The sequence below is a fragment of the Mesorhizobium sp. M0296 genome (assembly GCF_040321675.1).
Lineage (GTDB): Bacteria > Pseudomonadota > Alphaproteobacteria > Rhizobiales > Rhizobiaceae > Mesorhizobium.
In genome coordinates this window covers 74,918-91,288 of sequence record NZ_JAMYRZ010000027.1, presented here as the reverse complement: position 1 = coordinate 91,288, position 16,371 = coordinate 74,918, and the positions used below count along the sequence as shown (strand labels likewise).

General features: G+C 62.8%; 11 protein-coding genes and 1 tRNA gene. 4 read left to right on the top strand and 8 right to left on the bottom strand.

Features of this window, described 5'->3' with window-relative positions; all coding sequences use genetic code 11:
• The first annotated feature begins 252 nt into the window (after positions 1-252).
• Entirely contained in the window at positions 253-1,854 is a 1,602-nt protein-coding gene (locus tag NKI97_RS23740) for a cisplatin damage response ATP-dependent DNA ligase (protein ID WP_352836877.1), read from the top strand.
• A gap of 98 nt (positions 1,855-1,952) precedes the next feature.
• Here the strand turns inward: NKI97_RS23740 and NKI97_RS23735 are convergent, their stop codons facing one another.
• The gene (locus tag NKI97_RS23735) at positions 1,953-3,104 is read right to left on the bottom strand and encodes a hypothetical protein (RefSeq protein WP_352836874.1); all 1,152 of its coding nucleotides are present in this window, start codon (positions 3,102-3,104) and stop codon (positions 1,953-1,955) included.
• A gap of 354 nt (positions 3,105-3,458) precedes the next feature.
• On the opposite strand from NKI97_RS23735, the gene NKI97_RS23730 reads away from it, so the two are divergent.
• Positions 3,459-3,534, top strand: a tRNA-Thr gene (locus tag NKI97_RS23730).
• A 129-nt stretch (positions 3,535-3,663) separates the two neighbouring features.
• Here NKI97_RS23730 and NKI97_RS23725 read toward each other — a convergent pair.
• Positions 3,664-4,629, bottom strand: a complete 966-nt coding sequence (locus NKI97_RS23725) for a hypothetical protein (RefSeq protein WP_352836871.1) — start codon at positions 4,627-4,629, stop codon at positions 3,664-3,666.
• A gap of 66 nt (positions 4,630-4,695) precedes the next feature.
• On the bottom strand, positions 4,696-6,594 hold the full coding sequence (locus tag NKI97_RS23720; RefSeq protein WP_352836868.1) for a DUF7380 domain-containing protein: 1,899 nt from the start codon (positions 6,592-6,594) through the stop codon (positions 4,696-4,698).
• 163 nt (positions 6,595-6,757) lie between these two features.
• On the opposite strand from NKI97_RS23720, the gene NKI97_RS23715 reads away from it, so the two are divergent.
• Complete coding sequence (locus NKI97_RS23715; protein WP_352748860.1) at positions 6,758-7,786, top strand: YaaC family protein; 1,029 nt, start codon at positions 6,758-6,760, stop codon at positions 7,784-7,786.
• Positions 7,787-7,821: 35 nt separating this feature from the next.
• On the opposite strand, the gene NKI97_RS23710 is transcribed toward NKI97_RS23715, so the two are convergent.
• The 5 genes from NKI97_RS23710 to NKI97_RS23690 all read right to left on the bottom strand — a co-directional run bounded on the left by NKI97_RS23710 (position 7,822) and on the right by NKI97_RS23690 (position 14,642).
• Complete coding sequence (locus NKI97_RS23710) at positions 7,822-9,462, bottom strand: indolepyruvate oxidoreductase subunit beta family protein (protein WP_352836865.1); 1,641 nt, start codon at positions 9,460-9,462, stop codon at positions 7,822-7,824.
• The gene (locus tag NKI97_RS23705; protein ID WP_352570280.1) at positions 9,455-11,608 is read right to left on the bottom strand and encodes a thiamine pyrophosphate-dependent enzyme; all 2,154 of its coding nucleotides are present in this window, start codon (positions 11,606-11,608) and stop codon (positions 9,455-9,457) included. Before NKI97_RS23705 ends, NKI97_RS23710 begins: the two co-directional genes overlap by 8 nt.
• A 42-nt stretch (positions 11,609-11,650) precedes the next feature.
• Entirely contained in the window at positions 11,651-12,130 is a 480-nt protein-coding gene (locus tag NKI97_RS23700; RefSeq protein WP_023676846.1) for a MarR family winged helix-turn-helix transcriptional regulator, read from the bottom strand.
• A complete protein-coding gene (locus tag NKI97_RS23695; RefSeq protein ID WP_352836862.1) occupies positions 12,130-13,701 on the bottom strand; it encodes a phytoene desaturase family protein in 1,572 nt (523 codons plus the stop codon). The genes NKI97_RS23700 and NKI97_RS23695 overlap by 1 nt, the downstream gene beginning before the upstream one ends.
• A gap of 149 nt (positions 13,702-13,850) precedes the next feature.
• A complete protein-coding gene (locus tag NKI97_RS23690) occupies positions 13,851-14,642 on the bottom strand; it encodes a cyclase family protein (RefSeq protein ID WP_023676844.1) in 792 nt (263 codons plus the stop codon).
• A 117-nt stretch (positions 14,643-14,759) separates the two neighbouring features.
• Between NKI97_RS23690 and NKI97_RS23685 the strand changes: the two genes are divergently transcribed.
• Entirely contained in the window at positions 14,760-16,334 is a 1,575-nt protein-coding gene (locus NKI97_RS23685; protein ID WP_352743142.1) for a phytoene desaturase family protein, read from the top strand.
• The last annotated feature ends 37 nt before the right edge of the window (positions 16,335-16,371 follow it).

The following is a 16,371-nucleotide window of genomic DNA, read 5'->3' as shown; positions in this document are numbered from 1 at the left end:
GTTCCCATCAGCCATCGCATCAAGAAATGCGCCTGGAACGACGACTATCTCATCAATGCCATCACTCATATGCGATAGCCCTGCCCTCAAGGGGGGAGATCGGCAGCTTTGGTTTTGCCGCTCATCCTGCAACGTTGGAAATTGGCGAAAGCAGTCGCGACAGCAAATCTCCCCCCTTGAGGGGGAGATGTCCGGCAGGACAGAGGGGGGCGCGACAGAACGCAAGCCTTCCCCATTGGCGTCGCCCCTCCGATGAACCGCTTCGCCGAGCTTCTCGACCGGCTGGTGCTGACGCCGTCGCGCAACGGCAAGCTGACGCTTTTGACCGACTATTTCCGCAGCGTCGAGGATCCGGATCGCGGGCTGGCGCTGGCGGCGATCACCGGCGATCTGTCCATCGCCGCGGTCAAGCCGGCGATGCTGCGCACTCTGGTGATCGAGCGCATGGATCCGGTGCTGTTCGGCTATTCCTACGACTATGTCGGCGACCTGGCCGAGACCGTGTCGCTGGTCTGGCCGCAGGCGCCGGTCGACATTGCGAGCCACGAGCCGACGCTGGCTGAGGTGGTGGCGAAGCTGCAGGCGGCGAGCCGTTCCGACGGGCCGCAGGTGCTGGCCCGGCTGCTCGACAGCGCCAGCACTTCGGCGCGCTTCGCCATCATAAAGCTGGTCACCGGCGGCCTGCGCATCGGCGTCTCGGCGCGGCTGGCCAAGCAGGCGCTGGCCGATTTCGGCAAGGTCGATATCGCCGAGATCGAGGAACTCTGGCACGGGCTGACGCCGCCTTATACCGGGCTGTTCGCCTGGCTGGAAGGCAAGGCCGAAAAACCCAGGAAGACGGCGCTGGCGCTGTTCAGGCCGGTGATGCTGTCGAATGCCGTCGGCGACGGCGACCTCGAAAAGCTCGACCCGGCCGACTACGCGGCCGAATGGAAATGGGACGGCATCCGCGTCCAGGCGGTTTGCGAAGGCGGCATTCGCCGGCTCTATTCGCGCACCGGTGACGATGTCTCCGGCGCCTTTCCGGACCTTGCCGAGGCCATGGATTTTTCAGGCGCCCTCGACGGCGAGCTTCTGGTGGGAGACCCCAGGCAGGCGACGGGCACCTTCTCGGACCTGCAGCAGCGGCTGAACCGCAAGAGCGTGTCACCCAAGACCCAGCAGCAATACCCGGCCTTCATGCGCTGCTACGATGCGCTGCAGATTGGTGACGAGGATTTGCGCGGACTTCCCTTCCGCGAACGGCGCGGCCGGCTCGAGGCCTTCGTCAGGACACTCGATCCGAGCCGCTTCGATCTGTCGCCGCTGGTCGAATTCACCAACTGGCAGGCACTCGAGGAATTGCGCCGCAAGCCGCTGCATCCGGTCATCGAAGGCGTCATGCTGAAGCGCTGGGATTCGCCCTATGTGGCCGGGCGGCCGAAGGGTCCGTGGTTCAAATGGAAGCGCGATCCGCACACGGTCGACGCCGTGCTGATGTATGCCCAGCGCGGTCACGGCAAGCGCTCGAGCTTCTATTCCGACTACACATTCGGCGTCTGGTCCGGGCCGGAAGGATCGGAGGAGCTGGTGCCGGTGGGAAAAGCCTATTTCGGCTTCACCGACGAGGAACTGAGGCAAATCGACAAATATGTCCGCGACAATACGATCGAGCGCTTTGGCCCGGTCCGCTCGGTGCGTGCCGACCGCAGGAACGGGCTGGTGCTTGAGGTAGCCTTCGAAGGGCTCAACCGCTCGACGCGGCACAAATCCGGCGTTGCCATGCGCTTTCCGCGCATTTCGCGGCTGCGCTGGGACAAGCCGGCGGCCGAAGCCGACCGCATCGAGACGCTGCAGGCGCTGCTCGATAGTTAATGCATGTCGCGCAAAAAGCAGCGGTTTTGCGGTAACGACATGCATCAAAACAAGAACCTGAAGCGCATCGCATGAGGCCTGTCCGAACGCGACGTGCTTTAGGGAACGACTGAAACGCGGATCTCGTAGATGTCGACCGACTTGCCCTGCTTGTCGAAGTCGGAATTGATGGCGATGGTGCCGGCAGCACCCGGACGCTTGTCGGGAAAGCGCACGTCGAACAGATATTCATTGCGCTCGCGACCGACCGCATAGCGCTTGCGGCCGCAGTCGCCGAGTTCGCCGAAATTGCAATCGACGGAAATCTGCGTCTCCTGCCCCTCCTCGGAGCGCGCGATGATGTCGAATGTGGCATGCTTGCCGGCTAGTTTTTCCAACACGCCTTGTCCGACGTCGAAGCTGATGGCCGAACCGGATGCACCCGAGCGGATGCGCAGGAAGGAACCGCTTTCGTCCTGGATGACGTCGGCCTTGGCGTCCGACGGTGCATTGACCTGCGTCGGGTCACCCGGCGAAAAGACGTTGATCCAGTCGCGCGCCTCGTCCTGCTCGCCCTGCTTCGGCGGCGAAGCGGTGTCGTCCGGCGTGAAATCTTCGCCATCGACCGTTGGCGGCGCTTCCGGTGGCGCTGTGTCGAGCTCGGTCGCCGATTTGAAGACGCCGGTCTGGTTGGCGAAATAAAGGCCGATGCCGGCGGCTGCGAGCAGCGTCACACCGAAGAAGATCGCGGTCAAAGGCAGGCGCCGCCGCCTCGCCCGCCGGTCGTCGCGGTCGGGCGTCACTTCCGCGTCGTCGGTTTCGACGTCGGCTTCGGTCGGAACCGAGGCCCCCATGTCGATCACCGGCGCCTCGGCAACAGGCGCATCGGGCATGATGTCGGGAACGACCGGCAGGACGCGCGACCGGGGGGCATCGGATTCGGGCGGCTGCGCCGGACCGTCAACGACGACATCGGGCGACGGCGCGGCTTCAGCTTCGGCCGGGGGCTCCACCTCCGGTGCTGCCTCCAAACTGTCGGTCGGCGCGGCGACGTCGGCAACCGCCGGCAGGAATTCCGATTCGATTTCGGTGATCTTCGCCTGGACCGCCTTGCGCCGCTTGATGGCGACTTCCACCGTGACGTTTGGATTGGCCTGCAGGGCACGGTCGAGTGCCGCGAAAGCCGATCGATAGACCCGCTCGCGAAACGTCCGGTCGTCGGCATTGCCTTTCTCGAAGGCATTGCGGATCGCTTTTTCGATCGCGTCCAAGCGAATTCCCTCTGCAATTTCACTCACATTGCCATGATCGTTAGCCGCAGGCGACCAATCAATCAACAAGCGAGCGGCTGCATTCTGCCTTGCCGAGGGGCACAAAGCTCATTTCGGCGGTTTTCGGTAAAGGAATCAACATTTTTCGCTGATTTTCCCGCCACGGCCAATGTGGCGGACGGGGCGGACTGCCGATACGGCATCACGCGGCCAATGGTAGATCCGCGCGGCGGCTGCCCTTGCGCCCGGCCGGAGGCGGCACGAATTGCCTCGTCCTGAAATCGTGACTGCCATCTTGAATTCGCGGCCGGTTGCGTCTATCACGCAGCCCATCCTGGAAGCTCGGCTTCCCGGGCCGCTTTAGCTCAGTTGGTAGAGCACATCATTCGTAATGATGGGGTCAGGTGTTCGAGTCACCTAAGCGGCACCATTGATTTCCTGTAGGAATTTGGCGCTTTTTGCCTCTTTCTCCAAAGCCGTCGGAGGTCTGGGCCGCAGCAAGCGCTGGGGTCGCGAGGAGGCACCGCATTCTGAGTCGCATTACAGGGATCAACTGCGCTTAGTTCAAGGCTACGAAGTACGAAGGCATTTCATAGCAGGCGAAGAGACGCACCTTGACAGCTAACATCGACTGACCGAGCCAGTCGATGGTGCCAAGCTCTAGCTGATGCAGATCGCTAGTGGCGCTGTCCTGCGAATCCCATATGCAGCCGACACGATTGTAGTGCGATGCTTGTGCCGTCCCATTCGGCATGTCCGCTGTAATCAGTTGCATCAGGTCGGGAGAAAAAGTGCGAGGATCAAATTTGCTGGCGGCATATGTCACCCCAATCTTTGCGATCATCTGACAAAAGCGCACGGTATCGATTGCCTGAGTTGAAAGAGTTCCGATCTCGTATTGCTCCAGATTCCTTTTCGAGGCGTTGATGTTGTGCATCCGGAGGCGATATAGCCCATCAGTGTCCGATGAGCGGCTGCTGTATACTGATGCGGGGAAAAGCATCGGGAGCACGAGGACCGTGGGGTAGTGGATGATCGGAATGAAGACCCGATCAGATTCTTCACGACCGATATCAGCCGGGAAATTGGTGTTCTCTATCACCCCGCTCTTTCCATTAAGACCGAGATGCTTTCTGACAGGGTCAAACATGTGCCGGGCGATTTCGCTTTCGAACCGGGCGGTGATCGCCTGACATGCGACACACGTGGCCCTTCGCAACTCTATCCCTGCACCCAAGAACTCCGGAACGATGTGCTCGTCTGTTAGCTTCAAGGCCTTGCCTTTAGCATCTTTATCACGTCCGCAAAACGCACAGTATCCGAGTGGGGGGAGGGCCTGACGCGCTTTGACGGGTGAGAAGGACATCGAATGCGTGGAAGTAAATGACCCTGCCGATCGCAGGTAGAGCGCGCCCGAACTTGGCATGCTCACGGTCTTCCCCCTTTCGGGCAGCAGATCGAGGTCGGCCCAAGAAAACTTCAAATATCGACTGGCTTCGGTAAGTGGGCTGTTATCACCGCGCATTGCGCCTCCGGTGGGTTCTCAAACGTTGGCAGCCCGGATGTAGACCAAACCGGTGGCCACAGGAACTCAGTGACCGCCCATGCGTGTTATTGCGGCGGCAACGTCCGACCACACTCCAAACGACGGCGCACACGCAGTCCGCAGAACAAGCCATGTGGCATAAACCACGTCCGGACTCCAGAAGTCGCCGTCCCCCATTTTCCCATGCGCAAGCTCATTACGCACCGATGCGCCACCCCGGAAGTTGAAGAGAAGATCGACTTCTTGCAACATCGCAGCCGGGATCATTGTAAGCAGGGGATCGCGGTACTCTTCTAGCAGGCGGCTCAGCATTGCCTCTTCCTGAGTGCCGTCAGGATTGATCCGGTTCGTCTCGATGCCGTTCAAGGCGAGCATATACCTTAACGAGTTCTCCAGTTGCGGGAGGACCAAGTGTGCAGCCTCGATGTCATCGCCTGCGAGGAACCGGAACGCGCCCTTGGCGAAGATCAGTTCATGGTCAGGCGGCACGAATGCGCTTGCCTGCATGATCGGCATAAACATGGCGAGGGAGACGTAATGCTCGTTCATGATCACACGGCGGATGGTGTTGATCTTACCAGCCACGGCCATTTGTCGTCGAAACTGTTCCTGCTGGTTGATCAGGAAGCGCACTTGATCCTCATCAGGAGGGCCAGCGAAGCTTAGGCCGGGAGCCTTGAACCGTGTCCGGCCTTGATGGTCGCTCAGCGTCATCGGCATCATAGCCGATATGCTGCCATAGCCATTTTCGAGAACCTGCTTTCGGAGTGCGTCGGGCTCAGGCGAGCGTTCGCAAGTAAAGAGCGCCTTAAGCACATCCGGGAGCGGCTTCCCACTAACAACCGTTTCGATCGCGCCGACAAGTTCGGTGATATCCTGCTCATGCGAGAAGCTCGACATCTCATCTCGGATGTTCGGTTGGATAGCGTTGAGACGATCCTGTAGCTCACGGCGGCGTTGCGCGGTGCCCGGTATCGGACGCAACGCTTCAATCGCGCTGTCGAGGAAACTGACCTGCACCATGGCAGACTCGGGACGCGCATCGGCGTTGCCGACATACGTCTCGGCCGCAGCGATCAAGCAACGGCTCTCGTTCTCGTTATCCTTCGCCCGATGGTATGCGCGGGCCGCGAGTTGCCATAGCTCACGCTGACAGAAATGATCCCCTGCAATCTTGTCGTGCGTTGCCAGATGTTCGGCGGCGTCCGCCACGGCCTTCGGCTCCCAGATGCCATTGTCAAGGTTGACGGGCGCGATATGGACAAATCCCCACGAGTCATTCGAGCCTGCCGCCATCTGGGAAACATCGGATATGACGTTGCGCAGTGGATCGAACTCGGCTCGATCCCAGCCCATGCGGCGCGCGATGATAGTTGCCCTTCTCAGAAGGTCGCATCCCGTGACGCATGCCGCGCTCTTTTTCTCAAAGGCGAACTCGGCTTCGCCGCGAAAGACCATCGCCACGCAATCGACGTAGGCGCCAACGGCGCGCATCCCAGCATTGGCGTTCTTCGGCACCCGCAACCGGCAAACATCGCACACACGGGCTCGCAGGGCCGGACTCGGGATATCAGGCGAGAACGCTGCCAACACCTCTATTTGCTCTGCGAGGAGATCGCCGGGAATGAGCGTACGCCGACCACTGAACGTCGCCATGGGCTGGAAAGGCTCGACGCGGTTCTCCGGCACGAAGTGGTATGAGGCGATACCGGAAAGGACCTGCAAGGCATCTGCGGCGGGATCACCTACCTCACGTGCAGCCGTCGCTGCTGCTGCAAGCCGAGTATGCGTCCCCTGAATATCGACCTCATTGGGATTATCGATCGAGGCCGTCACCGACTTCAATCGGAAAGTCTCGATAGGAACGACAAATGCTACGCCGGGAGCAGGTGCGCCCTGCGTGGGCTCTTGATCTTCCGCTTCGCTCGACTCGTCGGTTGACATGGCTGCTAGCCTATCAGCTATCCAGTGAGAAGGCGAAATTACCCGCCACGTCACAGCATCTCGATGCCTGCATGACGATGAGCTTAGTCGCCTGTCATTTCGCATTCTGCGATCCTTTGCTAGACATGGTGTATTTGCCTGACGCAGGGTGGGGGGAATTCGAATGGACGCCGAAACTTGGCAACGCCTGCTTTCACTGGAGAGCCGAGATGTCGTCTCTCGGTGGTTCCAAATGCTCCACAAAAACGATCTTAATGCCCGGCGCGCCAAGGAAATCATCGCGTCAGCCAAGCAGGCGCGTGAATTCTTCAGGAGCTCGGCCGGTGCGAGCTATGCAGTCCGGCCTCTGCTTACATTCTATGGCGTTGCATCATTGAGCCGTGCACTCACATTGGTGTTCAGGAAGAACGGTGGCGAGGAGGGATTGGCTAAAGGGCACGGATTGGAAACTGTCGCATGGTCCGGCCGGCTATCAGGCGACCTTAGTCTAGCCCTTGCAGGTGTAGGTGCGTTGCAAGTTCGTACCACCGGAGGGTTGTTTTCCGACTTGGTGACCGCAACGAAAAATCGCATTGCCTTGCATGTCCGCTCGGAGGCCGTCGACTGGAGGCTCGATTATGATGTGCCCGCAATAGGCCACGAGTTTGCTCTCTTAGACATCCTCGACCGATTGCCCGATGTTGAAAACCAATTTGCGCATTTGAAACGCGATTTGCGCTATGTCGGTATACAGGACATCAGTTTCACGACCGAAGCCGGGCTGTCGTTGAAGGTTCGCGCTGAGGGGCTCAAGCACTTCCGTTCGGATTTCACCGACGCAGGATACTCGATAGCAGAACAAGGAGAAATGGTAGTCATCACCGCTGACGCCGCGCTCTTCTCACAGCATACACCACAGTTTCTGCATACCTATGTGCACAAGATGTTCGACACGATCCCACACCTGTATCTAGTCTCGCAATTTGGGCCGGGTAAGCAATATTCCCAGATCGCAGTCACCTACGTGCTGGCCTATTTCCTCGGCATGTTAGCGCGGTACTATCCAACTCATTGGACCGCCCTCATGATGGGGGAGAAAGGGGATGCGCTCTGGCCTAGCATCAACGCAGCGCAGCATTACGTTGAGATCGCATTTCCAGAGTTGGTGCTGGAACTGATTGAAGATGCTCTAAAAACCACTGAAACGCCCTGATAGATTTAAAATGGGGTTAGCAGAATGCGAGGTATTCAGCCGCCGTCGCTACCGGCATCTTCCCCCGCTGCGGCGGGACCGTGCTTCATGAAACGGGAGTGCCACCCCAGCGACGCCACCGTCTTCAGCGCGCCGTCGAGCATGTCGCCCTTCTCGTCCTTCAGTGCTGCTTCGCGCAGGCGCCGGATCCAGTCGGCGGCATCCGGACGGCCCTTGACCAGGTCGAGCGCCGACAGCACCCGGTCGAATTTCGACTGCGCGCGGGCGTGGGTGTCGCTGTAGCCCTTGATCAGCCGGCGGCAGTTGAGGATCTCCGTGCCAAGCGCGTAGTCCTCGCCGACTTGGCCCAGCGCCAGCGCATACCAGCGCTCGAGATGCGCGGTCTCGATCTTGTGGCGCAGCAGCCGGCGGCGCCAGCGGCGCAGGCCGCCGATGAACCACAATGCGGCAAAGCCGGCAAAACTGTCGGTGCGGATATGGCGGCCGCGGTTGATGCGGCGGTCGAGGAAGGCGGCGAGCTTCGGCCGCGCCTCGATGTAGCTGCCGAGCCCGGCCGGCAGCGTGCCGCAGAATTCCTCGATGCGCGGATGGAAATATTCGGTCACCTGCAGGACCGAGCCGTCCTTGACGCCAACCTCACGGCGTACGCGTCGGTCGCGGCTAGAACGCGTCTTCAGGTCGGCGACGCGGATCATGTCGTCGTAGCACATCGCGTTGGCCAGATGCTTGGCGGCGGCGATCGACAGCGCGTAGGCGTGTTCGGCATCGTCCAGAGCGACCGCCCGGTCGAGCCTATCGAGATACTCGCCGCCATAAGCAACGTCCTGATAGTCGACCACTTTTTTCAGGCCGCGAAGCGCCATGTCGCGCACGGGTACAGGCAGCGTGGCGACGCGCGCCGCCAATTGTTGCCAGCCCTTCAACAGGCTTTCCGGGCCGCTGACTTCTGTCGCGGCGCCCGAGCCGGTTTCAGCGGCCGCCGGCCCTGCAGTCTTGTCGCCCGAAGGCGCACTCGCGATGCCGCGCGCCCGATCGTAGGCGGCGCCGAAGGCGGCGAGGCTGGCCTTCACACCGCGGCCGCCGGCACTGACCGCCTGCTCATAGCTTTCGCGACTGAACGGCAAGGCGTCGGAGCCGGCCAGCGCGCCGAGCAGGCTGGCCGAGATCATCGAGCCATTGTCGGCGGCGATCTTCTCCATGTCGAAGGCAATGAAGCGCTTGGCCGCGGCTTCCGCCGTGGCATGCACCTTGGCGGACGAGGCGCGACCGTCGCCGGGCTCGATCTTCTCCGAGACCGCGGCGATGCGGTGCGACGAGGCGATCAGCGTCGTGCGCTCGGGCGTGACGAAGCCGCGGATGATGGCGCGGCCGGCCTCCATCAGTTCGGCGGCAATCAGGATGTCGACGTCGCCCTGCGACGGCGACAGCGCGAAGACCGGCAGGCGGCCGGTGTCGGGGCACATTTCGACATAATAGATGGTGGCGCCGGTGCGCTGGGCGACGCCGGCGACCGAGGTCGATTGCGCGACGTAGCCGTTGCGCTCGGCGACGTCGGTGATCCAGTCGGCCAGCACGCCACCGCCCTGGCCACCGACCGCCAGCACGGCAAGCTTGATGACGCGCTCGTCTTCGGGGGCGCCGGCTTTCGAGCGCGATGAGGGCACGGCGTCAAGCATCGGCGAATATCAGGCGCCGGCTTTCACGGCGCCGCTGCAAGAGACCGATCATGGCGCGGCGAGCGGCTTCAAGGAAACGGTCCCAGCGGCTCGGATTGTGCACGACATCGGCGCGGTAGAAGGATGGGCAGAGCACCGCCGCATCGGCGACCTCGCCGCAATTGCCGCAACCGACGCAGCTTTGGTCGATATGCGCCACCGGATCGTCGCGCAGGGGGTCGTCCAGCGACTTCACCGACAGCGACGGGCAGCCGGAAAGCCGCATGCAGGCATGGTCGCCGGTGCAGATATCTTCGTCGACGCCGAATTTCGGCTTGACTATGCGCGCCCCGCCCTTGATCGCCTTGTCGACCAGCGGCTTTTCGCGGCGCTGCCGGTTGAGCATGCATTCGGACGAGGCGACAATGACTTTCGGGCCCTTTTCGTCCGTCGTCAGCGCCTCGCGCAGCGTGTCTTGCATCTTGGTTACGTCGTAGGTGCGGTCGATGTGGCGCAGCCATTTGACGCCCATGCCCTTCACCGCCTCGGTGATCGGGTGCTTGGTCGACTTGGTCTTGTTGCCGGCGCGGGACGACAGGATGTCCTGGCCGCCGGTGGCGGCCGAATAGAAATTGTCGACGATGACGATGACGCCGTCGTTCTTGTTGAACACCGCGTTGCCGATCGACGAGGTCAGACCGTTGTGCCAGAAGCCGCCGTCGCCGACGAAGGAGATCGAGCGGCGCTTGGCATCGGGCGAATTGAACGCCGAAGCCGAGGCCGGCCCCAGCCCGTAGCCCATGGTAGTGGCACCTAGCTCGAAAGGCGGCATGATCGAGAACAGATGGCAGCCAATGTCGGAGGCGATGTGGTGCTTGCCCAGCTCCTGCTCGACCAGCTTGGTGGCGGCGAAGATCGGCCGCTCCGGGCAGCCGACGCAGAAGCCGGGCGGCCGGCCCGGGACGACGTTGATCAGGTCGGCGGTGTCGAGCCCGTCGCCGATCTTGTTCGGCGCGCGGACCTCGCTTGGCAGCAGATGCGGGATGGTGGCGCGCAGGAACGATCCGATGCCGTCGAGCATCACCTGGCCGGTATATTCGCCGGCCATAGGCAGATGTTCCTTGCCGACGAGCCTGGTGCCGCGGCCGGCCTTGTGCAGCATCGCGGCAAAGGCCTGTTCGATGTAGTTGGGCTGGCCTTCCTCGACGACGAGGACGGCGTCCTTGCCTTCGCAGAAAGACAGGAACTCGTCGTCGACTAAGGGATAGACGGCGTTGAGCACATAGAGCGGCACGTCGGTGTCGCCATAAGTGTCGGCGAGGCCAAGCCGCTGCAGCGCCCGGATGACCGAATTGTACATGCCGCCCTGCATGACGATGCCGACCGAGCCGTGCTCCGGGCCGAAAAACTCGTTGATCTTGTTGGTGCGGATGAAATCCACCGCCGCCGGCCAGCGTTTCTGCACCTTTTCCTTCTCGTGCAGGAAGGACGCGGGCGGCAGCACGATGCGGCCGGTGTCGCGGCGCGGCGCCTCGAGCGCATCGGCCACAGTCATTGCCGGGCGCTTGTTGTCCTTGGCGATGAAATGGCCGTGGACATGGCAGCAGCGAATACGGACCTGCAGCATGACCGGCGTGTTGGAAACCTCGGACAGCTCGAAGCCGTCCTGCACCGCCTTGACGATCGACGGCAGGTTCGGTCGCGGGTCGAGCAGCCAGACCTGGCTCTTCATGGCAAAGGCGTGGCTGCGCTCCTGCATGATCGAGGAGCCTTCGCCGTAATCCTCGCCGACGATGATCAATGCACCGCCGGTGACGCCGCCGGAAGCGAGATTGGCGAGCGCGTCGGAGGCGACATTGGTGCCGACCGTCGACTTGAAGGTCGCCGCGCCGCGGATAGGATAATGCACCGATGCGGCAAGCATGGCGGTGGCCGTGGCTTCCGAGGCGCTCGCCTCGAAATGCACGCCGAGCTCGCCCAGGATATCCTGCGCGTCGGCCAGCACGTCCATCAAATGGCTGATCGGCGCGCCCTGATAGCCGCCGACATAGCCGACGCCGCATTGCAGCAGCGCCTTGGTGATGGCGAGAATGCCTTCGCCGGAAAACTCCTCGCCGGCGCCGAGCCTGAGCTTTTCGACTTCCTTGGCAAAAGACCGTTCGGCCATTTTGGGCTCCTTCCGTTACCGCCCCGATGGCGGCGCGTAAGATCAGATGTCGTGCTTGCGAATGTTCTTCAGCATCTTCTGCAATGTCGCGATCAGCGCCGCGTATTCGGCATCGTCGACATCGTCGAACATTGCCTCGAAAGCGTCGTGCATGGCCGGCCAGGCGCGCGCGAACTCGGCGCGGCCATCGTCGGTCAGGAATACATGGCGGATACGGCTGTCGGTGACCCCCTGCTCGCGCCGCACAAACCCTTGCCCCTCCAGCGTGTCGAGCGTCCGGCTCAAGGTCGACTGCTCGATGACGGTATAGACCGAGAGATCGTTGACGGTGACGCCATCGGTGACCGACAACACGGCCAGCGTGCGCACCTGCGGAATGGTCAGGCCCTGCCTGCGGAAATTGTCACGCAAGGTGGCGTTGTAGCGGCCCATGATGCGGTTCATCAGATAGGGCGCGAATTGCTGCAGGCCGATCTGGCCCAAAGTCGAGATGCGCTGGCGCTTTTCAACCTTCTGTTCCATCACAGCCTCCCCGCCAGGAGAAAGCCGGAGCCGCCGCCCAAGCCAGCACCCGGATGGGTCGAGGCACCGATGTGGTAGAGACCCCTGACCCCGGTGGCGTGATTGCGGCTCGTCTTGAACGGCCGCCACAGAAACGACTGGTCGATAGCCGAGGAACCGCCATAGGGGTCGCCGCCGACCAGATTGATGTTCATCGCTTCCAGGTCGGCCGGCGAACAGGCGCGGCGTGCGATGACGCTGTCTTTGAACCCATCGATATGGCTGGCGAGGATCGCTTCGGCACGGTCGGCATAGGCTTCGCGCAGCGCCTCGGTCCAGCGACCGTCTGCCGGTGTCTGCAGTTTGCCGGCGGCATCGCCCTTGATATGCCGTGGCGCCTCGGGCAGTTGCAGCCACAGGACCGCCTTGCCGTCCGGGCAGCGCGACGGGTCGAGCGCGTGCGGCTGGCCGACGCACATGGTCGGCACCTCCGGCAGCATGCCGCGCACGGCTTCGTTGCAGGCCTTCGAGACGCCGTCGAGCCCCGGCGTCAGATGCAGCAGCGCGACCTTGTCCAGGCCCTCGCCGCGCCATGCCGGCGGCTTGTCCAAGGCATAGTGGATCTGGAAATTGCCCTTGCCGTAGCGGTATTTTTGCGCTGCCTCGACGTCGGCTTTCGGCGCCGCGTCGCCGAGCAGCCGCTCGTAGAGCTGGGTTGGCGTGACCGAGCAGATGACGCTCTTGTTCACGTTGATCGTTTCGCCCGAAGCCAGCCGCACGCCGGCGGCGCGGCCTCCGCTTTGGACAATAGCCGCGACGTCGGCGCCGGTGCGGATTTCGCCGCCACGTTCCCTGATCAGGGCTTCGAAGGCGGCCAGCAGATTCCTGGCACCGCCCTTGACGATCGGCGCGCCGGCCGCCTCAAGCGCGAAGGCGATGACCTTGGCGATCTGGCCGGAGAACGCGTCCTCAGGCCCGAGGCCGGCATGCAGCACCCAGGGCGCCCACAGCGCGCGCATGGTTTCCGACTGGTAGGTGCTTTCCAGCCAACCGCGCGCCGGCACCAGCGCGCTGCCGAGAAAGGCGGCAAGGCCACGCGGGCCGCGCCGCCAGGCTTCACCCGCCAGCAGCCTGGCCGTCGGGTAGGACCACAGGCTGCCACCGAGCAGTCCGAACAGCAGACCGGCGTTGCGCTCGATCTCGCCGACATCGTTTGCGTGCCGGTCGCCGTCGGCCGCGGCAAGCGCATTGATCGCCGCCACATTGGCGATACGATCGGTGCGCAGGACGGCATGGCTGCCGTCCGGGCGCAGCACACCGGTCGGCGTGGAGGTGTTGCAAAACTCCAGGCCGTGCCGCGCCAGATCCTTGCCCAGCGCCGCATAGGCCGGCGAGGTGATGAACAGGACAAAGGTCGTCGCCATCACGTCGTGGATGAAGCCGGGCGCGGTGATTTCTTCGGTGCGCATGCAGCCGCCGATGCGGTCGTTGCGCTCGAGCACCAGCACCTTCGCCCCCTTGCCGCCAAGCATCGCCGCGCAGACCAGCGCGTTGATGCCGCTGCCGACGACGATGTGATCGGGAGCGCTCATCGATGCGTGCTCCTAGCCGGCAGGAGTTCAATTGCAGAGATTGGCGCTCTACGGCGCCGTAGAGCCGCAGCTTTGCAAGGCTGCCGCTCCCACTCCGTCACCACAGTGCCACTTCCGCACATGATCTTCTCCCGAAGACCGCAGCTACCCTATTGCCTTGGCACCAACGCCAACGCGCGGATCGGGCTGCCGGTGCCGTGCTCGATCTTGAGCGGCGCCGCGATCAGGATCGCGCCTTTCGGCGGCAGCCGGTCGAGGTTGCAGAGGCTGGCGAGGCCGTAGCGGTTGGCCTTGTGCATCAGGCTATGCGCCGGGAACGGCGGCTCCATTCCCCCTGCTTTTCCAGCATCCGTGCCGATCGTCTCGCTGCCCCAGCCCTTGATGTCCTTGCTAATCAGATACTGGATGGCTTCGGCGGTCGGGCCAGGCGTGTGCGGTCCGGTCTCATTGGCGTTGAGGAACTCGGCTTCCGAGCCGTTGCGCTTATACCAGTCGGTGCGCATCACCACCCACTCGCCGGGGTTGATAGCGCCATGTTCGGCTTCCCATGCCTTGATGTGATCGACGGTGAGCAGGAAATCGTGATCGGCTGCCGCTTGCTTCGAACAGTCGATGACGTTGACCGGGCCGACGAAGTTCTGCGCCGGAATGGTGTCGGTGGCGCCGTCCGGATAATCCTTGCCGGTGATCCAGTGGTTGGGTGCGTCGAAATGCGTGCCCGAATGCTCGCCGAGCTTGAGCCAGTTCCACGCCCACCACGGGCCATTCTTGTCATAGGCGGAGATGGCGTGGATCTCGATCTTCGGCGTGTCGACCGCCAGTTCCGGCGGCAGCTTGATCAGTGGCGTGTTGGGCCCGAGCGGCGCCGTCAGGTCGACCACCTGGATGGCGCCTGAAAGCAGCTGGCCGGCGACTTCGCCTAGAAGTTGTTGTGTGTCCATGGTCTCTGTTCCCTCTTTCTCGATGGTGCTGAAGGCTCTCGCGGCCCTTAATATCCTACTAGACGAAAACATATGCATCTGCAATTATCTTTAAGCATAAAGGAAATGGGACGGGGCGTGAGCGAGTTCGACGCCATATTTGTCGGGGCAGGCCACAACAGTCTGGCATGCGCCGCGCATCTGGCGCTCAAGGGCTGGAAAACAGCGGTTTTCGAACGCAATGCAGCAATCGGCGGCGCCGTCCAGACGCGTGAATTGACGCTTCCGGGCTTCCGGCACGATTTCGGCGCGATGAATCTCAGCCTGTTCGCCGGCTCGGCCTTTCACAAGAAATATGCAAATGAATTGAAAACCCACGGGCTTGAATTCGTGCCGGTGGCCGACTGTTTTGCCAGCGCCTTCCCCGACGGTCGCTGGTTCGGCGTCAGCAGCGACCTGGAGAAGACCGCCTCGCGCATGGCCGCTTTTTCCGACGCCGACGCACAGACATGGCGCCGTTTGGTTGCGGCATTCCCGGCGGAGGCCGAGCATCTGTTCCGGCTGCTGGGCTCGCCGATGAGCGGCCGTGGGCTCGCCGGCACCGCCTGGAACCTGTGGCGCAAGAAGGGTATTGGCGGCGCGCTCGATACCGGTCGATTGCTGCTTTCCTCACCCCGCGCCTGGCTCGAGGAGACTTTCCAGTCACCGCATATCAGGGCGACGCTCGCCCCCTGGGGCATGCATCTCGACTTCGCCCCCGATATCGCCGGGGGCGCGGTGTTTCCTTACCTCGAATCCATGGCCAACCAGTGCTTCGGCATGGTGCTCGGCAGAGGCGGCGCCGACACCATCATCCGCGCTTTGTCGGGCATGCTCACGGCGGCCGGCGGCAAGATCGTCACTGGGGCTGACGTCGCCGAGATCACGATTTCGGCCGGCAAAGCAACCGGCGTGCGGCTCGCTTCCGGCGAGACCCACACAGCCACCAAGGCCGTCATCGCCGGTGTCGCGCCCAAGGCGCTGACCGGGAAACTGTTGCCTAACGGATCGGGCGACACCGGCTTCGACACGGCCGTGAAAAAATTCCGCCACGCGCCGGGGACGTTGATGATCCATCTGGCGCTCGACGACCTGCCGGACTGGCGCGCCGGCGCCGAGCTTCGGCAGTTCGCCTATGTGCATCTGTCGCCGTCGCTCGATGCCATGTCGCGGACCTATCAGCAGGCGATGTCAGGGGTGCTGCCGGACGAACCGGTGCTGGTCGTCGGCCAGCCGACGGCCGTCGATCCCTCGCGCGCGCCGGACGGCAAGCACGTACTTTGGGTGCAGGTGCGCATGCTGCCAGCCGAGATTGCAGGCGATGCGGCGGGCACGATTGCGGCGGCTCACTGGGACGAGGCTAGGGAGCACTACGCCGAGCGCGTCCTCGACATTATCGAGCGCCATGCGCCCGGCCTTCGTCGGAAGATCCTCGGCCGCGCCGTGTTCTCGCCCATCGACCTCGAACGCGAGAACCCGAACCTTGTCGGCGGCGACCAGATCTGCGGCAGCCATCATCTGGCGCAGAATTTCCTGTTCCGGCCGGCGCGCGGTTACGCTGGCTGGAACACGCCGGTCGGCAATCTGCACCTGACCGGGGCGGCAACATGGCCCGGCGCCGGCACCGGGGCGGCGTCGGGCTTCATGCTCGCGCAACAACTTGGCGGGAGGTAGGCTCCATTTTTCATCTAGGGTGAAGGAGGACAAGGCG

What these genes read in the sequence shown, in the direction of transcription:
- NKI97_RS23710 (WP_352836865.1), bottom strand. Translation starts at nt 9,462, where the DNA reads ATGCTTGACGCCGTGCCCTCATCGCGCTCGAAAGCCGGCGCCCCCGAA.
- NKI97_RS23705 (WP_352570280.1), bottom strand. Translation starts at nt 11,608, where the DNA reads ATGGCCGAACGGTCTTTTGCCAAGGAAGTCGAAAAGCTCAGGCTCGGC.
- NKI97_RS23700 (WP_023676846.1), bottom strand. Translation starts at nt 12,130, where the DNA reads ATGGAACAGAAGGTTGAAAAGCGCCAGCGCATCTCGACTTTGGGCCAG.
- NKI97_RS23715 (WP_352748860.1), top strand. Translation starts at nt 6,758, where the DNA reads ATGGACGCCGAAACTTGGCAACGCCTGCTTTCACTGGAGAGCCGAGAT.
- NKI97_RS23690 (WP_023676844.1), bottom strand. Translation starts at nt 14,642, where the DNA reads ATGGACACACAACAACTTCTAGGCGAAGTCGCCGGCCAGCTGCTTTCA.
- NKI97_RS23695 (WP_352836862.1), bottom strand. Translation starts at nt 13,701, where the DNA reads ATGAGCGCTCCCGATCACATCGTCGTCGGCAGCGGCATCAACGCGCTG.
- NKI97_RS23720 (WP_352836868.1), bottom strand. Translation starts at nt 6,594, where the DNA reads ATGTCAACCGACGAGTCGAGCGAAGCGGAAGATCAAGAGCCCACGCAG.
- NKI97_RS23740 (WP_352836877.1), top strand. Translation starts at nt 253, where the DNA reads ATGAACCGCTTCGCCGAGCTTCTCGACCGGCTGGTGCTGACGCCGTCG.
- NKI97_RS23725 (WP_352836871.1), bottom strand. Translation starts at nt 4,629, where the DNA reads ATGCGCGGTGATAACAGCCCACTTACCGAAGCCAGTCGATATTTGAAG.